19 protein-coding genes and 1 tRNA gene are annotated in these 18,827 nt (G+C 60.6%); 3 read left to right on the top strand and 17 right to left on the bottom strand.

Features of this window, described 5'->3' with window-relative positions; genetic code table 11:
• Positions 1-1,277: FAD-binding oxidoreductase (locus tag VJR68_RS21310; RefSeq protein ID WP_324150867.1), on the bottom strand; the 1,277-nt coding region annotated here is incomplete at its 3' end.
• Positions 1,278-1,387: 110 nt separating this feature from the next.
• Between VJR68_RS21310 and serA the strand changes: the two genes are divergently transcribed.
• Positions 1,388-2,620, top strand: coding sequence for a phosphoglycerate dehydrogenase (serA, locus tag VJR68_RS21305; protein ID WP_324150866.1), 1,233 nt, complete (start codon positions 1,388-1,390; stop codon positions 2,618-2,620).
• 66 nt (positions 2,621-2,686) lie between these two features.
• Here the strand turns inward: serA and VJR68_RS21300 are convergent, their stop codons facing one another.
• The 10 genes from VJR68_RS21300 to thrS all read right to left on the bottom strand — a co-directional run bounded on the left by VJR68_RS21300 (position 2,687) and on the right by thrS (position 11,279).
• A complete protein-coding gene (locus tag VJR68_RS21300) occupies positions 2,687-3,364 on the bottom strand; it encodes a hypothetical protein (protein WP_324150864.1) in 678 nt (225 codons plus the stop codon).
• A gap of 98 nt (positions 3,365-3,462) precedes the next feature.
• Positions 3,463-3,539: transfer RNA gene (locus VJR68_RS21295), tRNA-Pro, on the bottom strand.
• Positions 3,540-3,603: 64 nt separating this feature from the next.
• Positions 3,604-3,960, bottom strand: a complete 357-nt coding sequence (locus VJR68_RS21290; RefSeq protein WP_115493718.1) for a MerR family transcriptional regulator — start codon at positions 3,958-3,960, stop codon at positions 3,604-3,606.
• Positions 3,941-4,243, bottom strand: a complete 303-nt coding sequence (gene ihfA / locus VJR68_RS21285; protein WP_115477488.1) for an integration host factor subunit alpha — start codon at positions 4,241-4,243, stop codon at positions 3,941-3,943. The genes VJR68_RS21290 and ihfA overlap by 20 nt, the downstream gene beginning before the upstream one ends.
• 1 nt (position 4,244) lies before the next feature.
• Complete coding sequence (gene pheT / locus VJR68_RS21280; protein ID WP_324150862.1) at positions 4,245-6,635, bottom strand: phenylalanine--tRNA ligase subunit beta; 2,391 nt, start codon at positions 6,633-6,635, stop codon at positions 4,245-4,247.
• A 113-nt stretch (positions 6,636-6,748) separates the two neighbouring features.
• Entirely contained in the window at positions 6,749-7,744 is a 996-nt protein-coding gene (pheS, locus tag VJR68_RS21275) for a phenylalanine--tRNA ligase subunit alpha (protein WP_324150875.1), read from the bottom strand.
• Positions 7,745-7,970: 226 nt separating this feature from the next.
• Positions 7,971-8,330 carry a 50S ribosomal protein L20 gene (rplT, locus tag VJR68_RS21270; RefSeq protein WP_128898432.1) on the bottom strand — a complete coding sequence of 120 codons (360 nt, stop codon included), beginning with the start codon at positions 8,328-8,330 and terminating at the stop codon, positions 7,971-7,973.
• Positions 8,331-8,347: 17 nt separating this feature from the next.
• Positions 8,348-8,545: a 50S ribosomal protein L35 gene (gene rpmI, locus VJR68_RS21265; protein ID WP_019467379.1), complete on the bottom strand. Its 198-nt coding sequence runs from the start codon at positions 8,543-8,545 to the stop codon at positions 8,348-8,350.
• A gap of 262 nt (positions 8,546-8,807) precedes the next feature.
• A complete protein-coding gene (infC, locus tag VJR68_RS21260; RefSeq protein ID WP_284358162.1) occupies positions 8,808-9,332 on the bottom strand; it encodes a translation initiation factor IF-3 in 525 nt (174 codons plus the stop codon).
• A 45-nt stretch (positions 9,333-9,377) separates the two neighbouring features.
• Positions 9,378-11,279: a threonine--tRNA ligase gene (gene thrS / locus VJR68_RS21255; RefSeq protein ID WP_324150856.1), complete on the bottom strand. Its 1,902-nt coding sequence runs from the start codon at positions 11,277-11,279 to the stop codon at positions 9,378-9,380.
• A 241-nt stretch (positions 11,280-11,520) separates the two neighbouring features.
• Here thrS and VJR68_RS21250 point away from each other — a divergent pair, with 241 nt between their 5' ends.
• Positions 11,521-12,534 (top strand): NAD-dependent epimerase, encoded by a 1,014-nt coding sequence (locus tag VJR68_RS21250; RefSeq protein ID WP_324150855.1) that lies wholly within the window; start codon positions 11,521-11,523, stop codon positions 12,532-12,534.
• Between the two features lie 116 nt (positions 12,535-12,650).
• Here the strand turns inward: VJR68_RS21250 and VJR68_RS21245 are convergent, their stop codons facing one another.
• Together VJR68_RS21245 and VJR68_RS21240 are read right to left on the bottom strand one after the other, a co-directional pair.
• Positions 12,651-13,100, bottom strand: a complete 450-nt coding sequence (locus tag VJR68_RS21245; protein WP_324150854.1) for a CopD family protein — start codon at positions 13,098-13,100, stop codon at positions 12,651-12,653.
• Between the two features lie 101 nt (positions 13,101-13,201).
• Positions 13,202-15,421 carry an ATP-binding protein gene (locus VJR68_RS21240; protein ID WP_324150853.1) on the bottom strand — a complete coding sequence of 740 codons (2,220 nt, stop codon included), beginning with the start codon at positions 15,419-15,421 and terminating at the stop codon, positions 13,202-13,204.
• On the opposite strand from VJR68_RS21240, the gene VJR68_RS21235 reads away from it, so the two are divergent.
• On the top strand, positions 15,420-15,545 hold the full coding sequence (locus VJR68_RS21235) for a hypothetical protein (RefSeq protein WP_324150852.1): 126 nt from the start codon (positions 15,420-15,422) through the stop codon (positions 15,543-15,545). The genes VJR68_RS21240 and VJR68_RS21235 overlap by 2 nt on opposite strands.
• A 46-nt stretch (positions 15,546-15,591) precedes the next feature.
• Here the strand turns inward: VJR68_RS21235 and VJR68_RS21230 are convergent, their stop codons facing one another.
• The 4 genes from VJR68_RS21230 to VJR68_RS21215 all read right to left on the bottom strand — a co-directional run bounded on the left by VJR68_RS21230 (position 15,592) and on the right by VJR68_RS21215 (position 18,786).
• Positions 15,592-16,362: a response regulator transcription factor gene (locus VJR68_RS21230; RefSeq protein ID WP_324150851.1), complete on the bottom strand. Its 771-nt coding sequence runs from the start codon at positions 16,360-16,362 to the stop codon at positions 15,592-15,594.
• A gap of 225 nt (positions 16,363-16,587) precedes the next feature.
• Complete coding sequence (locus VJR68_RS21225; protein ID WP_324150850.1) at positions 16,588-16,716, bottom strand: hypothetical protein; 129 nt, start codon at positions 16,714-16,716, stop codon at positions 16,588-16,590.
• A 349-nt stretch (positions 16,717-17,065) separates the two neighbouring features.
• Positions 17,066-17,275 carry a hypothetical protein gene (locus tag VJR68_RS21220; protein ID WP_324150848.1) on the bottom strand — a complete coding sequence of 70 codons (210 nt, stop codon included), beginning with the start codon at positions 17,273-17,275 and terminating at the stop codon, positions 17,066-17,068.
• A gap of 50 nt (positions 17,276-17,325) precedes the next feature.
• The gene (locus tag VJR68_RS21215; RefSeq protein WP_324150846.1) at positions 17,326-18,786 is read right to left on the bottom strand and encodes a TolC family protein; all 1,461 of its coding nucleotides are present in this window, start codon (positions 18,784-18,786) and stop codon (positions 17,326-17,328) included.
• Positions 18,787-18,827 lie beyond the last annotated feature (41 nt).

Here is an 18,827-nt window from a genome sequence, read left to right as displayed (position 1 = left end):
CGCTTCACCAGGCCAATGCCATGCTCGGCGGAAATACTGCCGCCATGCCGCTGCAAAGTCTCCGCAAGCAGCTTGGTGACGTGTTCGCACTGCGCAATGAAATCCGCATCCGACAACGACTCCGGCTTCAACACATTGATGTGCAGGTTGCCATCACCGATATGCCCGAACCACACGACCTCCATATGCGGATATTCACGCGTGAGCAGCGCTTGGATTTCTTCCAGGAAACCAGGCACGGCGCTGATGCGCACCGAAATATCGTTTTTATAGGGCTTATGCACCGCGAGGCTTTCGGTAATGCCTTCGCGCAATCGCCATAGCGCAGCAGCTTGGGCATCGCTTTGCGCCATCACGCCATCGGCGATCCAACCTTGTTCCATGCCTTGCTCGAAGACGGCCAATGCCGCTTCCTGCGCGCGCTCATCGACAGCATCGAACTCGGTGACGACGTAATACGGATAGTCACCATCGATCGCGCGTTGCGCCCCATGCGCCAACACGTGCTTGAGTGCGACGTCGGTAAAGAACTCGAACGCCTGCAGCGACAACTGCGCACGAAACAGCGCAAACACCTGCATCAGCGCATGCATGTCCGGCAACGCCAGCAACATCACCTGCGAAGCGGGCGGCGGATCGGTGAGGCGCAGCGTCGCTTCGACCACAATGCCCAGTGTGCCTTCCGAACCGATCATTAATTGCCGCAAGTCATAACCACTGGAGTTTTTGATCAAAGCGCGGTTGAGATCGAGCAACTCGCCATTGCCGGTCACGACTTTGAGGCCGGCAATCCACTCGCGCGTATTGCCGTAACGGATCACCCGGATACCGCCGGCATTGGTGGCGATGTTGCCACCGATGGCGCAGGAACCGCGCGCTGCAAAATCCACGGGATAGATCAGGCCATGCTCGCGCGCCGCGGTATGCACGGCTTCCAACGCGATGCCCGGCTGCACGGTCAGCGTGCGATCGACCGCATCGAAACCCAGCACCCGGTTCATGCGCGCCAGGCTGAGTACCAGCTCGCCGTTGGCTGCCACGGCGCCACCGGAGAGGCCGGTGCGGCCGCCGGAGGGCACGATCGCCACCTTGTGCTGGTTGGCCCAGCGCACGATGCCCTGCACCTCTTCGATGGATGCCGGCAGCGCAATTGCCAGCGGCGCCGGAGTCCAACGCCGGGTCCAGTCGCGGCCGTAATGCTCCAGGTCACCGGGTTCGGTAAGCAGGCGCAGGTCGGGCAGACGGCTGGAAAGATCGGCGAGGGCTTGCGGGTTCATGGCGGCTCCGGAAGGGAAGCGCTCAGCGTGCCAGCGCCTGCCTCGCACGTCTAGTGCTGCAACGCGACAAAATCTGGCATAGTGTTTGGACTTCCAAACGCGATGCCCTCATGAAAACCTCGTTTCCCAAGCAAGATATCAAGGTGCTGCTGCTAGAAGGCGTGAGCCGCACGGCGGTGGAGACATTTCAGCGTGCCGGTTATAGCCAGATCGAATATCACGCCAAATCCTTGCCTGAGGACGAGTTGAAAGCGCGCATTGCCGATGCCCACATCATCGGCATCCGCTCGCGCACGCATTTGACTGCGACTGTGCTGGAGCATGCCAAGCGGCTGATTGCCATTGGCTGCTATTGCATCGGTACCAACCAGGTTGATCTGGATGCCGCGGCCAAACATGGCATTCCGGTCTTCAACGCGCCTTACTCTAATACGCGCAGCGTGGCCGAATTGGTGATTGCCGAAGCGATCATGCTATTGCGCGGCATTCCGCAGAAGAATGCGCTGTGCCATCGCGGTGGCTGGACCAAGTCCGCCGCCGGCAGTTTCGAAGTACGCGACAAGGTGATCGGCATCATCGGCTACGGCCATATCGGCACGCAGGTTGGCGTGCTGGCCGAGAGCCTTGGCATGCGCGTGATCTTCCACGACATCGAAACCAAGCTTTCGCTCGGCAATGCGCGCGCGGCGGCGGGCTTGGAAGATCTGCTGGAACGCGCGGACGTAGTCACCTTGCACGTGCCGGAAACCCCGGCAACCAAGCTGATGTTCGGCAAGAGCGAAATCGCGCGCATGCGCAAGGGCGCGGTGCTGATCAATGCGTCGCGAGGCACCGTGGTCGACATCGATGCGTTGGCCGATGCGCTGCGCAAAGAACATCTCGGCGGTGCAGCGATCGACGTGTTTCCGGTGGAACCGAAAGGTAACGACGATCCCTTCGTCTCGCCGCTGGTCGGCATGGACAACGTGATTCTCACACCGCACATCGGTGGCAGCACGCTGGAAGCGCAGGACAACATCGGTATCGAAGTGGCCAGCAAGCTGGTGCGTTATAGCGATAACGGCTCCACGCTTTCGGCCGTCAACTTCCCCGAAGTGACATTGCCGGAGCATCCGCGCAGCCGGCGCTTGCTGCATATCCATCGCAATGTGCCTGGCGTGCTGTCGCGCATCAACGAATTGTTCTCCGCCGGCAACATCAACATTGACGCGCAGTTCCTGCAGACGAATTCGGATGTGGGTTACGTGGTGATCGATGTGTCTGCCGACGAAGAGCAGGCTGCGGCGCTGAAGGAAAAATTGGCAGCGATTTCGGGCACGCTACGCACTCGCGTGCTTTATTGAATCACGTAGGCTGGGATGAAATCCCAGCGTTTATGGGCATGGCGGTGCTGGGATTTTCATCCCAGCCTACCTGGCTTTCTTCACAGCTGCCGTCTTTTTGGATGCGGTTTTTTTTGCTCGGTGCAGCAGTAGCCCTCTCGCCTGGGTGCTTGCGCTCCGCAGCTCTTCGCGGAACGCGGCAGCATAGTTTTTCAGTTCTGCCTTTTGGGTGGGCGCAAGCACCTTGTCCCGCGCCAGGTGTTGTTCCATTTGCCGCAGCAGTTCGTAATCGTGGTAATCGCGGTATGGCTTGAGGTCGAGATCTGCCGGCACTTTGCTCAGGCGCTCATCGCCGACTTTCTTTACGTATTTCTGCATAAAGCGGTCATAAGCCTTCCACGTGATGTGTTGCGCATGGATGGCGGCTTCTTCGGCGCGTGTAGCGATCTGGTGGGCGTGGAGATAGTGCAGGCCGAGCTGATCGATCAGCGTCTTCTCCACTTCCTCATGCAGAATCAAAAAGCGATCCACCTCAATGGTGCGGCCGCGAAAGGTAAACGTCTTCGGCAGATGGCGATCGATGTAGATGGTCTTGCCGTCCTGGCTGTAACCGGCGAGATAGGGAATGTCGTGCTTGCGATCAAGCTTCTTCACCCGGCGCAGGATGGCGTCGAGCGCGCGATCCATCATCAGCGAGGAGATGTACCAGTCGGGAGCTTTCAACTTCACGTGCGGGGCGTTCGGATGACAGTTGTTCGACGGCATGGCGACCAGCTCCTTGGGTGGGCTGGCGCTGAGACTAGCGTGTCGGGACCCCTAAACGAAAAGCGGCGCCGAGAGCGCCGCTTGGTCATTCTGCGAATTGGTCGGGGCGGCCGGATTCGAACCGACGACCCTTTGCCCCCCAGGCAAATGCGCTACCAGGCTGCGCTACGCCCCGACTGATCCAGCAAAGATAGAAATTGTAGCAGTACCGACAGGCGTGTCGGTAGGTGCAGGTATGCTTAGCGACGCAGCAGCGCGAGTACTTCTTCCAACTCCATGCGCACCTGCCGCACGATCTGGTGCGACATGCTCGCTTCCATCCGGGCCTGCGGGCCTTCCAGGCGCGCGCGGGCGCCGGTGATGGTGAAACCTTCGTCGTACAGCAGCGAGCGGATCTGCCGGATCATCAGCACGTCATGACGCTGGTAATAGCGGCGGTTGCCACGGCGCTTGACCGGGTTGAGCGCCGGGAACTCCTGCTCCCAATAGCGCAGCACATGGGGCTTCACCCCGCACAGTTCGCTGACCTCACCAATGGTGAAGTAGCGCTTGGCCGGGATGGCGGGCAGCTCGGTGTTATTCCCCTGATCCAGCATAGCCCTCGACTCTCACCTTGAGTTTTTGTCCTGGCCGGAACGTCACCACGCGGCGGGCGGAGATCGGAATCTCCTCGCCGGTTTTAGGATTACGACCCGGTCGCTGGTTCTTCTGCCGCAGGTCGAAATTGCCGAAACCGGACAATTTCACCTGCTCGCCACGTTCCAGAGCCTCGCGGACGACCTCGAAATAGGCGTCCACGAACTCTTTGGCTTCACGTTTGTTAAGGCCCACCTCGAGGAAGAGGCGCTCTGCCATCTCCGCCTTTGTCAGCGCCGCCATCTTACCCTCGCAATTTCGCCTCGCATGCAGCCCCCAACGCCGACACCACATTTCGTACGCAGTTGTCCGCGTCGTCGTCGGTAAGGGTGCGTGAAGCGTCCTGCAAAATCAAGCCCATAGCGAGACTCTTTCGGCTCGCTTCGACCCCTTTGCCGCTGTATCGATCAAACAGCCGCAGCGCTGCCAGGGTGGCGCCCAGGGTGCCGCGGACGGTCTGCTCAATCTGTGACCAACTTACCTGTTCAGGTACGTCAACAGCGATGTCCCGGCGCACGGCCGGAAAGCGCGGCACCGGCTGTGCCTTCGGCAGACGTCGGACAAGCAGCGGGGCAAGGGCCAGCTCCAGCACGTGCACGTCCGGGCCGAGATCCAACAGCTTGGCCAAGCGGGGGTGCAGCGCGCCGAGATAGCCGGCGGTCTCACCGTCGCGCGTCACCCGCGCCGCCCGGCCGGGATGCAGCCAGCCCGGCAGACCATCGGCATGGACGGCCCAGCGCTGCGGCTCGCCGCCCCAGGCGACCAGGGCATCCAGGTCGCCCTTGAGGTCGAAGAAATCCAATGCGCGCGCGGCCTCGCCCCATTGCTCGGCGCATACGTTGCCGCTGGCGACGATGGCGAGGCTCGGCGTTTCCAGCGGCGGATCGCCCGCCCTGAACACCCGCCCCAGTTCGAACAGGCGCACGCGATCCTGCTGGCGCGCACGGTTGTGCGATAGCGCCTGGATCAAACCGGGCAGCAGCGAGGGACGCATCACCGCCAGGTCGGCCGACAGCGGGTTGGCGAGCGGGACCAACTGCTCGATGAAGCCCCACTGCTCCAGCAAGGCATGACTGACGAAGGCAAGATTTACCGCTTCGTAGTAGTCACGAGCCGCCAACTGCTCGCGCACCGCCAGTTCATTGAGGCGCCCCTCGGGTTCGACCGCGAGCGCCAGTGCACCGCCCGGCGTATGCGTCGGGATATTTTCGTAACGGTGGATGCGCGCCACTTCTTCGATGAGATCTTCTTCGCGCTCGATGTCGAAGCGCCGGCTCGGCGCGGTGACGCGCCAACCATCTGCCACCGCGTCGACCGTCATGCCCAGTGCGGTGAAGATGCGTGCGACTTCGTCTTCCGCCACGCTCAAGCCAAGCACGCGCGCCAATCGGGCGCGCCGAAGCAGGATCGGCTTCGGCGCAACCAGACTTTCGGGCAATGTCGCGTCGAGCAGCGGGCCAGGAACGCCGCCGGCGATATCGAGAATCAAACGCGTCGCATATTCGATGGCAACGCCCGGTAGCGCGGGATCGACACCGCGCTCGAAGCGGTGTCCCGCATCGGTGTACATGCCCAGCTTGCGACTGCGGCCGATGATGGCCGATGGAATCCAGTGCGCGGCTTCAAGAAATACATTGCGCGTGTCATCGGTAACGCGTGTTTCCGAACCGCCCATGATGCCGCCCAACGCAACAGCACGCGCGCCTCGGCCACCGCGGCTATCGGACACCACCAGAAAATCCTCGTCCAAGGTCACTGTGCGGCCATCGAGCAATGCCAGCGACTCGCCCTTGCGCGCGGGACGCACGACGACGTCACCTTCCAGTTTGTCCTTGTCGAAAGCATGCATTGGCTGCCCGAGTTCCAGCATCACGTATTGCGTGACGTCGACCAGGAAACTGATAGGACGCAAGCCGCTACGACGCAGCCGTTCGGCCATCCATACCGGTGTTTGAGCATGGGCGTTTACGTTGTCGATAACGCGGCCGGCAAAGCGCGGCACGCGAGAACCCGCTTCGAGCGCGACATGCATCGTGGCATCGGTCTGCGGCGGTACGGGTTGCGTGTTGAGGGGAATCACCTCGCCGTTCAGCGCAGCGGCGACGTCGAACGCAATGCCACGCACACTAAAACAATCGGCGCGGTTGGGGGTGAGCTTGATCTCGATGGTGGCATCAGGCAGGCCGAGATAGGACGCGAGCGCTGTACCAACGGGCGCATCTGCGGGTAGCTCCAGCAAACCCGAAGCGTCGGGATCGACGCCCAGCTCCTTGGCCGAGCAAAGCATGCCGAACGATTCCACCCCACGCAGCTTTGCCGCCTTGATAGCCATGCCACCCGGCAAGGTGGCGCCTACCGTTGCCAACGGCGCGACCAGGCCTGCGCGCGCGTTGGGTGCACCGCAGACGATCTGCACCGTACCGTTGCCGGTATCCACTTCGCATACCTGCAAACGATCGGCTTCCGGATGCTTCTGTGCGCTGACGATACGCGCGACGATGACGCCATCGAGCGCATTGCCCAGCGGGGTGACATCCTCGACTTCCAGACCGATCGCCGTGAGCGTCGCAGCAAGTTCGTCGCGCGAGGCGCGTGTCGGAACATGATGGCGCAGCCAATTTTCAGAGAATTTCATGGGTCAAAATCCGTAAATCGGGAGTCGGGAATCGGCAGACACCGGAATCGCGATAATGCAAGAAACGTTTTTTGCTCTTCACTATTCACGATTATCGATTGACGATACCGGCCTCAGGCGAATTGTTTGAGGAAGCGCAGATCGTTCTCGAAGAACGCGCGCAGATCGGAAACGCCGTAGCGCAACATGGCGAAGCGTTCCACACCCAGGCCGAAGGCAAAGCCGGTGTAGCGCTCTGGATCGATGCCGCAGTTCTTCAGCACGTTCGGATGCACCATGCCGCAGCCGAGCACTTCCAGCCAGCGGGTGCTGCCGTCTTCGGCATCCCAGCGAATGTCTACTTCGGCCGAAGGCTCGGTGAAGGGAAAATAGCTCGGGCGGAAGCGCATTTCGAAATCGCGTTCGAAGAAGGCACGGATGAATTCGGCCAGCGTGCCTTTCAGATCGGCGAAGCTGGAGGTTTCGTCCACCAGCAGGCCTTCGATCTGGTGGAACATCGGCGAGTGCGTTTGATCGGAATCGCTGCGATACACCTTGCCGGGTGCGATCACGCGGATCGGCGGCTGCCGGCCTATCATCGAGCGAATCTGCACTGGCGAGGTGTGCGTGCGCAGCAGGCGGCCATCGCCAAAGTAGAAGGTGTCGTGCATCGCGCGCGCCGGATGGTGCGGCGGGAAGTTCAGCGCTTCGAAGTTGTGCCAGTCGTCTTCGATCTCAGGGCCGTCGGCGCGCTGGTAACCCAGGCGCGCGAAGATCGCGGCGATGCGCTCAAGTGCGCGCGTGATGGGGTGAATGCCGCCACGTTCGCCGTTGCGGCCAGGCATGCTGATGTCGAGCTTTTCGGAAGCGAGCCGGTGGTCGAGCTCGGCTTGTTCCAGCATCTGCTTGCGCGCAGTCAGCGCATCGTTGAGGCGCTCTTTCAGGCGATTCACTTCGGCGCCGCGCGCCTTGCGCTCTTCCGGCGACAGGGTGCCCAACGCCTTCAGTGCGGCAGTGACGATGCCGCTTTTGCCCAGGAGGCTCACGCGCAGCGCATCGAGCCCATCGAGCGTGTCGGTCTTGTCGATTTCCGCCAGCGCCTGGGTGGCGCGGGTGTCGAGGTCTTCCATCGATGCGGTCTCGGCTTGGTTCATGTTGATTTCGCCCCCCTCCCCTTCCTGAAACTCCATCTTGCTCGCCGTCATTCCTGCGAAAGCGGGGGGATGACGGCACAAGGGGAGATCACCGAAGTGGGTGGATACCTGTGTCCTTCAGCAAAGCTCAAAACAAAAAACGGGGAGAAGGCTTGAGGCCTTCTCCCCGCTTGATTCACATCATTTCGTCAGTGTTCGACGATCAAGCGGCCAGACTGGCCTTCGCTTTTTCTGCGATGGCCCCAAAAGCCTTGATGTCGTGCACGGCGATGTCTGCCAGCACCTTGCGGTCAACGGTGATACCGGCCTTCGCCAGACCGTTGATCAGGCGGCTGTAGGACAAACCGAACTGACGGGCGGCTGCATTGATACGCACGATCCACAGGGCGCGGAACTGGCGCTTCTTCTGCTTGCGGCCGATATAGGCGTATTGACCGGCCTTGATGACGGCCTGGTTGGCAACGCGGAAGACCTTGCGACGGGCGTTGTAGTAGCCCTTCGCGCGGCCAATGATCTTCTTGTGACGACGACGGGCGGTAACGCCACGCTTAACACGAGCCATGGTTCAGTCCTCCCGTCTCAGAGATACGGCAACATGCGTGCTACACCCTTGGTGTCGCATGCCTTGACGTGGTTGGTGGCGCGCAGGTTGCGCTTACGCTTGGTCGACTTCTTGGTCAGGATGTGTGACTTGAAGGCGTGACCGGCCTTGAACTTACCGGACGCGGTCTTGCGAAAACGCTTCGCCGCCGCACGGTTGGTCTTGATCTTGGGCATGGGATGCTCCTTGATGGGGACTGGCCCCGGTTTCTGACTGATCTGGCGGCAGCCCCTGGAGTCTGCACTTTCCGTCCTGCCAGGATCGGTGCACGACCCTTCCTTGCGGGTCGCGAACCGGCGATTGTACGGGAAGCGGGGGGCCAAAACCAGCCTGAGTTGGCCGTTTTTTGCCGAAACCGCATGGGTTGGGGTGAGAGCCCCAACCTCCCCAGTCGATCAGGACAATGATGTTGGGGTTCGCACCCCAACCTACGCTCGCTTATTTCTTTTTGGGCCCGATCATCATCACCATCTGCCGGCCTTCCAGGCGCGGGAAGGATTCGACCACACCGTTCTCGCCCACATCCTCTTGGATGCGTTTGGCGAGTTCCTGGCCGAGATCCTGGTGAGACATTTCGCGGCCACGGAAGCGAATGGTCACTTTGACCTTGTCGCCCTCTTCCAGGAAGCGAAGCATGTTGCGCAGCTTGATCTGGTAGTCGCCCACGTCCGTGACCGGACGGAACTTCACTTCCTTGATCTCGACCTGCTTCTGCTTCTTCTTGGCGGCCTGGGCTTTCTTCTGGGCTTCGAACTTGAACTTGCCGTAATCCATGATGCGGCAGACCGGCGGATCGCCGTTGGGCTGGATCTCGACCAGGTCGAGCCCTGCTTCCTCGGCGGCGCGCAGCGCCTCGTCGCGGGTGAGGATGCCGAGCTGTTCGGAATCCGGTCCGATCACACGTACGCGCGGTACGCGGATCTCATGGTTGCGGCGGTTGCCCTTAGTTTCTGTGGTGGCGATACCACTATCCTCCAGAAGGTGTTTTACATTGGCCGGGCGGCTTGATCAGCGCCGCGTCTCGGCCTCCAGGCGTTCGATGAAGTTGGCCAGCGGCATGCTGCCGAGGTCTTCGCCGGAGCGCGTACGCACAGAAACAGTGCCCGATTCCTTTTCGCGATCGCCGACCACAAGCAGGTAGGGCACTTTCTGCAACGTATGTTCGCGGATTTTATAGCCGACCTTTTCGTTGCGCAAATCGGCATGCACCCGGAAACCTTTATCGACAAGGGTTTGCGCCACTTCGCGGACGTAGCCGGATTGGGCATCCGTGATGCTGAAGACCTGCGCCTGCACCGGCGCCAGCCACGCGGGCAGATTGCCGGCGTGATGCTCGATCAGGATGCCGATGAAGCGCTCCATGGAGCCGACGATGGCCCGATGCAGCATCACCGGATGCCGGCGCTGGCTGTGCTCGTCCACATACTCGGCGCCCAGGCGCTCGGGCATCATGAAGTCCACCTGCATGGTGCCGACCTGCCAGGCGCGGCCGATCGAATCTTTCATGTGGTACTCGATCTTCGGGCCGTAGAACGCGCCCTCGCCCGGCAGCTCTTCCCATTGCACACCGGCGGCGTTGAGCGCGGCGCGCAAGGCGTTCTCGGCACGATCCCACACCTCGTCGCTGCCCAGACGCTTGTCCGGCCGCATGGCAATCTTCAAGGCGATGTCCTCGAAGCCGAAATCGGCGTACACCTTCATGGCCTGCTGGTGGAACGCGGTCACTTCCGATTCAATCTGGTCTTCTGTGCAGAAGATGTGACCATCATCCTGCGTAAACGCGCGCACGCGCATGATGCCGTGCAGGGCACCCGACGGTTCGTTGCGGTGGCAGCCGCCGAATTCGCCATAGCGGACCGGCAGGTCGCGGTAGCTATGCAGCGAGGTGTTGTAGATCTGCACGTGGCCGGGGCAATTCATCGGCTTGAGCGCGTAGGTCCGCTTTTCCGACTCCGTGAAGAACATGTTTTCCTGGTAGTTGTCCCAGTGGCCGGATTTTTTCCACAGGCTCACGTCCATGATCTGCGGGCCGCGCACTTCCTGGTAGCCGCTCTTGCGGTACACGCCGCGCACGTATTGCTCCACCGTCTGCCAAATGGCCCAGCCGTTGGGATGCCAGAACACCATGCCGGGCGCTTCTTCCTGCTGATGGAACAGGTCCAGCGCCTTGCCGATCTTGCGGTGGTCACGCTTCTCGGCTTCTTCCAGCTGATGCAGGTAGGCCTTCAGATCCTTGTCGCTCAACCATGCCGTGCCGTACACGCGCGTCAGCATGGCGTTGTTGGAATCGCCGCGCCAATACGCGCCGGCCACCTTCATCAGCTTGAAGGCGCGCAGCTTGCCTGTGTTGGGCACGTGCGGACCGCGGCACAAGTCGGTGAACTCGCCTTGCGTGTAGAGCGAAAGTTCTTCATTGGATGGAATGCTCTCGATGATCTCGGCCTTGTAGGCCTCGCCAATGCCGCGAAAAAACGCGACGGCGTCATCGCGCGACTTCACGCTGCGCGTAACAGGCAGCTGCTCCTTCACGATCTTTTCCATCTCCGCTTCGATCTTCACCAGATCGTCGGGCGTAAAGGGGCGCTCGTAGGCGAAGTCGTAATAGAAGCCGTTGACGATCACCGGGCCGATCGTGACCTGCGCGCCGGGGAACAGACGCTGCACGGCCTGGGCCAGCAGATGCGCGGTGGAGTGGCGAAGAATCTCCAACGCTTCCGGGCTTTTCTCGGTGACGATTTCCAAACTGGCGTTATGGTCGATCGTGAAGCTGGCATCGACCAGCTTGCCATCCACCTTGCCGGCCAGGGTGGCCTTGGCCAGGCCGGCGCCAATGGAGGCGGCCACGTCCTGCACCGTGACGGAATGGTCAAAGGGGCGTTTGCTGCCGTCGGGTAGCGTGATTTCGATCATGGGGCGATATCTCGAAAAACAAAAAGGGCGCCGCACGCGCCCTTTGCATGAAAAGACAGGCGTGGCGGAAATCAGCGATGGAAGCTCGTAGTTGCCATGTCGCACACTCGACCGGCGCCTGGGCGCGGGCCACCTTGTCTCGAAAAGTTGGGAACCGAACGCTAGTTTAGCGCAGCGGCCGTGTCAATTCCGCGACGACCTGCCAGCTATACAATGGGCAACTCACCTCAAGGACCTTGCGATGCGTGTACTCGTCACCGGCTCGGCCGGCTTTATTGGCGCTGCCCTCACGGAACGTCTTCTGGCCCGGGGCGATCAGGTTCATGGCATCGATAATCACAACGACTATTACGACCCGGCGCTGAAAGAGGCCCGCCTGGCTCGCTTCGCCACGCATTCGCATTACGCACATCTGCGCGGCGACCTGGCCGATGCCGCGGCAGTGAATCGCATCTTCCACGATTTCCAGCCCCAGCGCGTGGTCAACCTCGCGGCTCAGGCCGGCGTGCGTTATTCGCTGAAAAATCCGCACGCGTATGCGCAGAGCAATCTGGTCGGCTTCGTCAATATTCTGGAAGCCTGCCGCCACCATAAGGTGGAGCACCTGGTCTACGCATCGTCCAGCTCGGTCTATGGCGCCAACCGCAAATTGCCGTTCGCAGTCGAAGACGCCGTCGATCATCCGGTCAGCCTGTACGCCGCCAGCAAGAAAGCCAACGAATTGATGGCGCATACCTATAGCCATCTGTATGACCTGCCCACCACCGGGCTGCGCTTCTTTACCGTCTATGGTCCATGGGGCCGTCCGGACATGTCGCCCATCCTGTTTGCCGACCGCATCGTGCGCGGCGAGCCGATCGATGTGTTCAACCACGGCAACCATAGCCGTGACTTTACTTACGTCGATGACATCGTCGAAGGCGTGATCCGCACGCTCGATCACATTGCCCAGCCCGATCTTACTTACGACGCCACACAACCGAACCCTGGGACGTCCAGCGCACCGTATCGCCTGTACAACATCGGCAACGACCAGCCCGTGCAGCTGATGCACTTCATTGAGCTGATGGAACGGAATCTGGGGCGCACCGTGGAAAAGCGCCTGTTGCCGATGCAACCGGGTGATGTGCCCGACACTTGGGCAGACGTATCGGCGCTGCGGCGTGATGTGGGTTATGCGCCGAACACATCGATTGAGGAAGGCGTGGCGAAGTTCGTGAAGTGGTATCGCGAATATCACCAGATTGCCGCGTGACGTGTGCACGAAACCTAGGTTGGGGTGCGAACCCCAACATCGCTATCTACATGCATTCCGGATGTTGGGCTTCGCGTGCTGCTTACCCCAACCTACGCAAGCCGTGGGGTGCGTTGTCAGAACGGCTTGGCAATCACAAAAAACACCACACCCAGCAACAGCAGGATCGGCAGCTCGTTCAACAGCCGCAAGGTACGCGCGGAAGGCAATGCCCCTCCCTGCTCGCTACGCTTGAGCAAACGCCCCGTCCAGACGAAATACACGAGCAGCAAAACCACCAGCGTGAGTTTCGCGTCGATCCAATGCAACGGCCCCACCACGTTCGGCAATGCCTGCGGAAACACACGCCAGCCTTGCCACAAGGCCAAGCCGAACAGAAAGGCGATGCCAAACAGATTGTGGCCGAAGCGATACAGCCGACGCCCCATCAGGCACAAGCGTGCTTTTACCGCTGGCTCATCCCCCGCCTCAGCGATATTCACCAGGATCCTCGGCAAATAAAACACCGCCGCGATCCAGGCCATCACGAACACGACATGCAGGCTTTTGATCCATAGATAGGTCATGGCGGCTCCGCGCGGTGAAGATGACGTGCGGCATGTTACGTGGATTGCATGTTGACGTCAGCGGTTGCGGCGAATAGGCGCAGCAACATGAACATGGCGGTCTACGCACGCGGCAATACGATCCGGAAATCAGTGCCCTGCCCCAGCTGACTGGCAACCATGATGGAACCACCATGCCGCTCGATCACGGCTTTCACGAACGGCAGCCCCAGCCCGACGCCCATGTCCCCGTTGCGCCTGCCACCCCCAACCTGGAAGAAGGGTTCGAACAGATGCGGCACGTCGCTCTCGGCGATACCCATGCCCTGATCGACAATATGCAGCACCAGGCCATCCTCGCCTTCGTCCACCAGACGCACGGTAACAGCGGTATGTGGCGGCGAGTATTTGAGTGCGTTGTCGATGACGTTGACCAAGGTTCGGATCAGCATGTCCGGGTTGCCCATGATCAATGTGTCCTCTACATCGCACTCCGGACCTATCAACTCGATCGCTTTGTTCTGCGCTGCCGGCCATAGCTGATCCATCGCTTCGGTAGCGATATCCAGCAAGGTCACCGGCGCAAAGCTCTCACGCTGAATCTGCTCGGCGCGCGAGAGCTGCAAAAAATCCTTGGCGACGCGTAGCGAATAGTCGGCTTGCCGGCGCAAATCTTCCAGGAAGGCGCGATCATGCGGCACATCGCGATGCCGCCCTTCAGCGCGCTCCTCGATCAACGACAGAATGGTGGAGATCGGGCTGCGCAAGTCGTGAGCGATATGGCGCAAAGCCTGCTTGTCGTGCGTGATGCCTTGCTTGATGTCGGTGATATCGATAAGGCAGACCAGGGACGATGCCTGCTCTTCCTCCATGCGCGGGTGCAGGGACGTGCCGACGCTGGCGTAAGGTACATGGAACAACATGTGTTCGCGCCCGCCAAACCGCACCTCCACGCTGTCGCTTTCATCGCCTTGGCAATGCTGGTTTACGAGTTGCTGCACGTCGTCCAGCGACACGCCGGCATCGCGAGCGGCAGGTTCCGCCAACATCTCTACCGCCTTGGCGTTCCATACCGATATCTTGCGATGGGTTACCACGAATACCGGATGCGGCAACTGATTGATCATGCTGACGAAGGTGCTTTGCAGGCTACGGATTTCGCGCAGCGCCAGCCGCACGTCGCGCAACGGATCACTGCGACGGCCGGACGATGCCGGCACGGGCGTCGTGGCTTGGACCACGTTTACTGCCGAGGCGATCGCACGCAGCTTGCCCACTTCCCGTTTCAAGAGGTTTTGCGTTCGTCGCAAACGCTCCCACGCAAAATGCGTGTAGATGAAAACGCACGCCAGCGGCAGCAGCCCCAAGCCAATCCAACGATGGCATGTCGCCAGCAGCAGCATCGGCAACAAAAACATCAGTGCAAACCAGCCCAAGGCAGCGGCATGCACCCAACGCCCGGGAATCCATGCGCAGATCAGCACCATGCCCAGGGCAATCACCAGATAGATCGGTATGGCCACCGTGCCGGGCAGCTCGCTGGCCATGTTGCCGCTAAGCACGGCATCCGTTATCCGCGCATCCAGTTGCGGGCGTGATACGGCGTCCATATTGAGCGAAGAAATCTGGAAGCCGGCGTCTTCGCCCAGCGCTTCACCGACAAAGACGATACGGTCGTCGAATGCGTCTGCGGGTACGCGGCCATCGAGCACATCCGCTAGGGAATATGACGGCAACTGGTGCGGCCTCCCTGGCATCACCAGCACCGCATCGGTCCGCGACGATGCCAGCGATAGGGCATAGGAACGTTGATGTGCACGCGATTGCTCATGCACGTGCTCGGCGCCGGCAACACGAATGGCTTCGAGCACGATGTTCGGATAGCCACCTTGTTCGGCCGGCCAATAAGGCACAAAGCCGGTTACCACACCGTAATGCCCTACGGTGACATGCCGCTGTCCGCGTCCAGCGGCAGCAACTGCAAGCACTGTCGGTAACGTGTCCGCCTTTTGGCCGCCTGCCGTCGGCAATACGACACGGCCACTCTGTGCCATGCTGGCCGCCAGTGCATCGGCCTGCACATCGTTGGCAAGGGAATAGTCGAGGACGATGCTTGCGGCCTGATCGAGGCGTTGTATCAACCCACCGGTACGCGCGGCCACACCTTCCGAGCCGTACTCGCTCAAGCCTTTGTCATCGATCAGCACGACGGCGACCTGACCGGAACTGGGATGGACAAACAACCGGGACGCCGTATCGAACCAGATCTTGTCGAAGGCGCCCGACATCGACGCCCCCATCGGATGCCAGCTGAAAGCGGCCATCAGTAGCAGCAACCCCATGAAAAAGATCCGCGCCCACGTGGTGCGGGAAACGCGTCGCATGCTGGCATCGCTCGACAACATCTGGCGCTCCCTGTTGGGCGGTGCGGCTTTGCCTTCTCTCTATAAAGCGAGGCTTAGGTGAAGGCTGGAATGGCAATCGCAGGCTGCAACGAGTGCGACGACCCTACCTAATGTCTCGCTGCGTCTCGCTGTGCAGAAGCGCGCAAGCCGGGAGCGGTCGCCTGGCGGCGTCCCGGCTGCAGCAGTTCTTCCAGGCGATAGCCATGGTTGTACACGGTGGAAATCAGCATGCCGTTCTTGGAACGCAACTGCAGGGCGTTGCGCAGCTTGCTGACATAAGTGGCCAGGGTCGCATCGTATTTGACATCGCTCTGGCCCCAGATCTTTTCGCTGAGTTCACCTTTAGTCACCACGCAGCCGACATTGCGGAAAAAGTGCATCGCAAGCTCGAATTCACGCTCCGGCAAGTTCACGACTTTCTGGCCGTCCACGCCATCCACCACGACGCTGCGTGCATCGGCATCCAGCGTATAGCGGCCAACCTTGATCTTTTTCTCGCGCATGTTTTCCGGGTAGTACTTGCGTACTTGCGCGCGGATACGGGCAACCAGTTCCTGCTCACGGGCCGGCTTCACCACGTAGTCGTCAACACCGGCATCCAGGCCCTGCACGATGCTGCTTTCGTCGTCATGCTGGGTCAGCATGATGATGGGCACGCCGCTGTGCTCACGCATGGCGCGCGCCCACTTCAGCACGTCGATGCCGCACTTGCCGGGCACATCCCAATCCAGCAGCAGCATGTCGGCGGGCTCATGCTCGAGCATGCTCACGAAACTGTCGCCGTCGTGGCGAATCACGCATTCATAACCCGCCCGGGTCAACCAGTTGGCGACGGTATAAGCCTGCTTCACGGTGTCTTCGAGAATGGCGATACGCATGGTCGTGTCCTCACGTGATGACTCCCACTGACTGGCCGTTCAAATCGCCGGCCTTCTTCTCCCTATCTCGCCATCGCTGCGTTGGCGTCGTCGTGTAAGGCTATTCCTTTATCGGATGTAGGGATCATAGGAATCTTCGTGTGCCGAAGACATAGGACTGATACTAAAAAACGCCATCAGCCGCTACGCTGGCGTAAGCCTCAATGAGGCGTTTTCACATGATGTTCATGAGAACGAAGCGGGCGGATTTTCGCCTTTCACATCCTTCAACGCGCGATATCCAGCGACTTTCCAATAGGCGAAGGCAGCCAGTTGGCCGGCTGGTGCACGCAGTTCGCGATCTTCATTGATCACCGCGAACTCATCGCGTGCCTCATCAACACTGTTTGGGCGGCTCGTGTCACGATTCCTACGCTGCCCAGCCAATCCCCACATAGAAAGGCCCCCTTTCGGGGGCCAGAAACTTCATCCTAGGGGGCGATGAAACTGAAAGTTGCTAACCACCGGTCTCGCAGAGGAATGGCCAACCGGCGAGGACAGAGTGCACTGGAAGAAAGCCGCAAAAAATCAGGAAGAAGCCCGACAGGTTGTCAGATTAGTACTACAGACGCGTTCTACCGAGCCTGGCCCGGAAACACGCCGCGCCTAGGCCCACGCAACGCCATTGGCCAGCAAATGGCCCAAGACAAAGCGGGGCTACCTCTCAAGAATTTCCAGGCAGGACAGTGACTTGAACGTCAGATTTCCTGGCGGGCCTGTCTTGCTTAGACCGAGGGGCAGTCATGACCGTGTCGTCGTTGTCCAAGAACGTCGATTTGAAAAGCATGCCAAGCGCAGCGCGAAGCGCCTCATCAAGGATGTCATTGGACATGCTCATGTTGAGGTACAGCACGCCATCAACGAGCGTCATCATGGTTAGCGCAAGCACCTTCCGCTCGGCTCCAGCGTATGCGTGACATGCTGCTACTTGATGGCTACCGCCTGGGTTCCGTCAGCTTGCCACCCACCGCCCAGTGCTTTGAATGCAGCAACTGCAGCGCGTGCCGACTCCGTTTGCGCTTGCACACGTTCATCGGAAGCACGCAGCAGGTTTTCATCGGCCTGCAAGACTTCGATCAGACTGACAACACCTTTTTGATAGGCCGCAAACGAGGCTTCTCGTGCGCGGCTAAACGAATCCACACCCTGGGTGAGCACGGCCGCTTCTTCTTCGCGCTTGACCAGTGCCGAGAAGGCGTTCTCGACATCTTCGGTTGCGTGGAGCGCTGCAAGCCGATACGCAGCCAACATCTCGGCTTGCTGTCCCTTGGCTTGCTGAATTTGCGCATTGATGCGACCGAAATCGAACAGTCGCCAGCGCAAGCCCAACACGCCGGCCGCTTGATTGGCACCGCCGGTGAACAGATTCCCGCCCGCCACCGAGGTCGCACCGCCGATCAATCCACTCAACGAGAGTTTGGGGTAGTACTCGGCAATGGCGACACCGATGCGCGCGTTCGATGCGGCGAGACGACGCTCGGCCACGATCAGGTCGGGCCGACGCCTGAGCAGTTCGCCTGGCGTTTCAGTAGTGGCGATTTGCGGGGCGACCGGAATATCACCCGCTTCCATCAGCTCCGCACGATGCGTGCCGGGTTGCGCGCCCAGCATCACGTCCAATGCATTCATGGCGGCGTCCAAGCCTGCTTCAAGCACCGGGACGGATGCCTGCACCTGCGCAAGCGCCCCTTCGGCCTGCCGTACTTGAAGTTCGGCCGCTAGTCCTTTGCTGTAAAGAAGTTTGATGGTGGCGAGCAGATCCTGCTGCGTGCGTACCTGCTTGCGCGCCACGTTCAGCCGCGCTTGCAGTCCGCGAATAGTGATGTAGACGTCGGCGGTTTGCGCCGCCACCGCCAAGCGCGTGGCGACGGCGCCCGCTTCGGATGCCTGGTAATCCGCCAATGCCGCTTGCCGTCCGCGACGCAAGCCCCCGAACACGTCCAATTCCCAGCTGGCATTGAAGTCGACCTCGTAGTCATTGCCGTAGCGGTCGAACCCGGGTGTCGCATTCAAGACTTGGCCCAGTGGCGATTGGACCGATTGATAGACCCTGGCCGCCTGACCACTGATGTTGCCGGAAGGCAACAACGCCGCATTCGCGGCGCCCAAGCCTGCACGTGCCTGGGCAACGCGCGCGGATGCCTGCGCAAGATCCAGGTTCTGTTCCAACGCAAGTGTTACGTATTTGGTCAATGTCGGATCGCCGAAGCCTGTCCACCATGTGGCGAGGTCGGCGTTGGCTGTCGCGTGCCGCTGATCGATCTCGGCTTGGCCCTGGAAATGTTCTGGCATGGCGATGTCGGGCCGGACGTAATCGGGGCCGACCGCGCAGCCCGCGAGGAGGCCGGTAGCGAACAGCGCGACAAGGATGTGTTTGGGCGACATGGATTCGCTCCCGCTGATAGTTGTGACCATATTACCAAATA

The sequence above is a fragment of the Dyella sp. genome, from assembly GCF_035277725.1.
GTDB lineage: Bacteria > Pseudomonadota > Gammaproteobacteria > Xanthomonadales > Rhodanobacteraceae > Dyella_B.
Note: the sequence above shows the minus strand (reverse complement) of the source record. Positions and strands in the feature narration are given on the sequence as shown.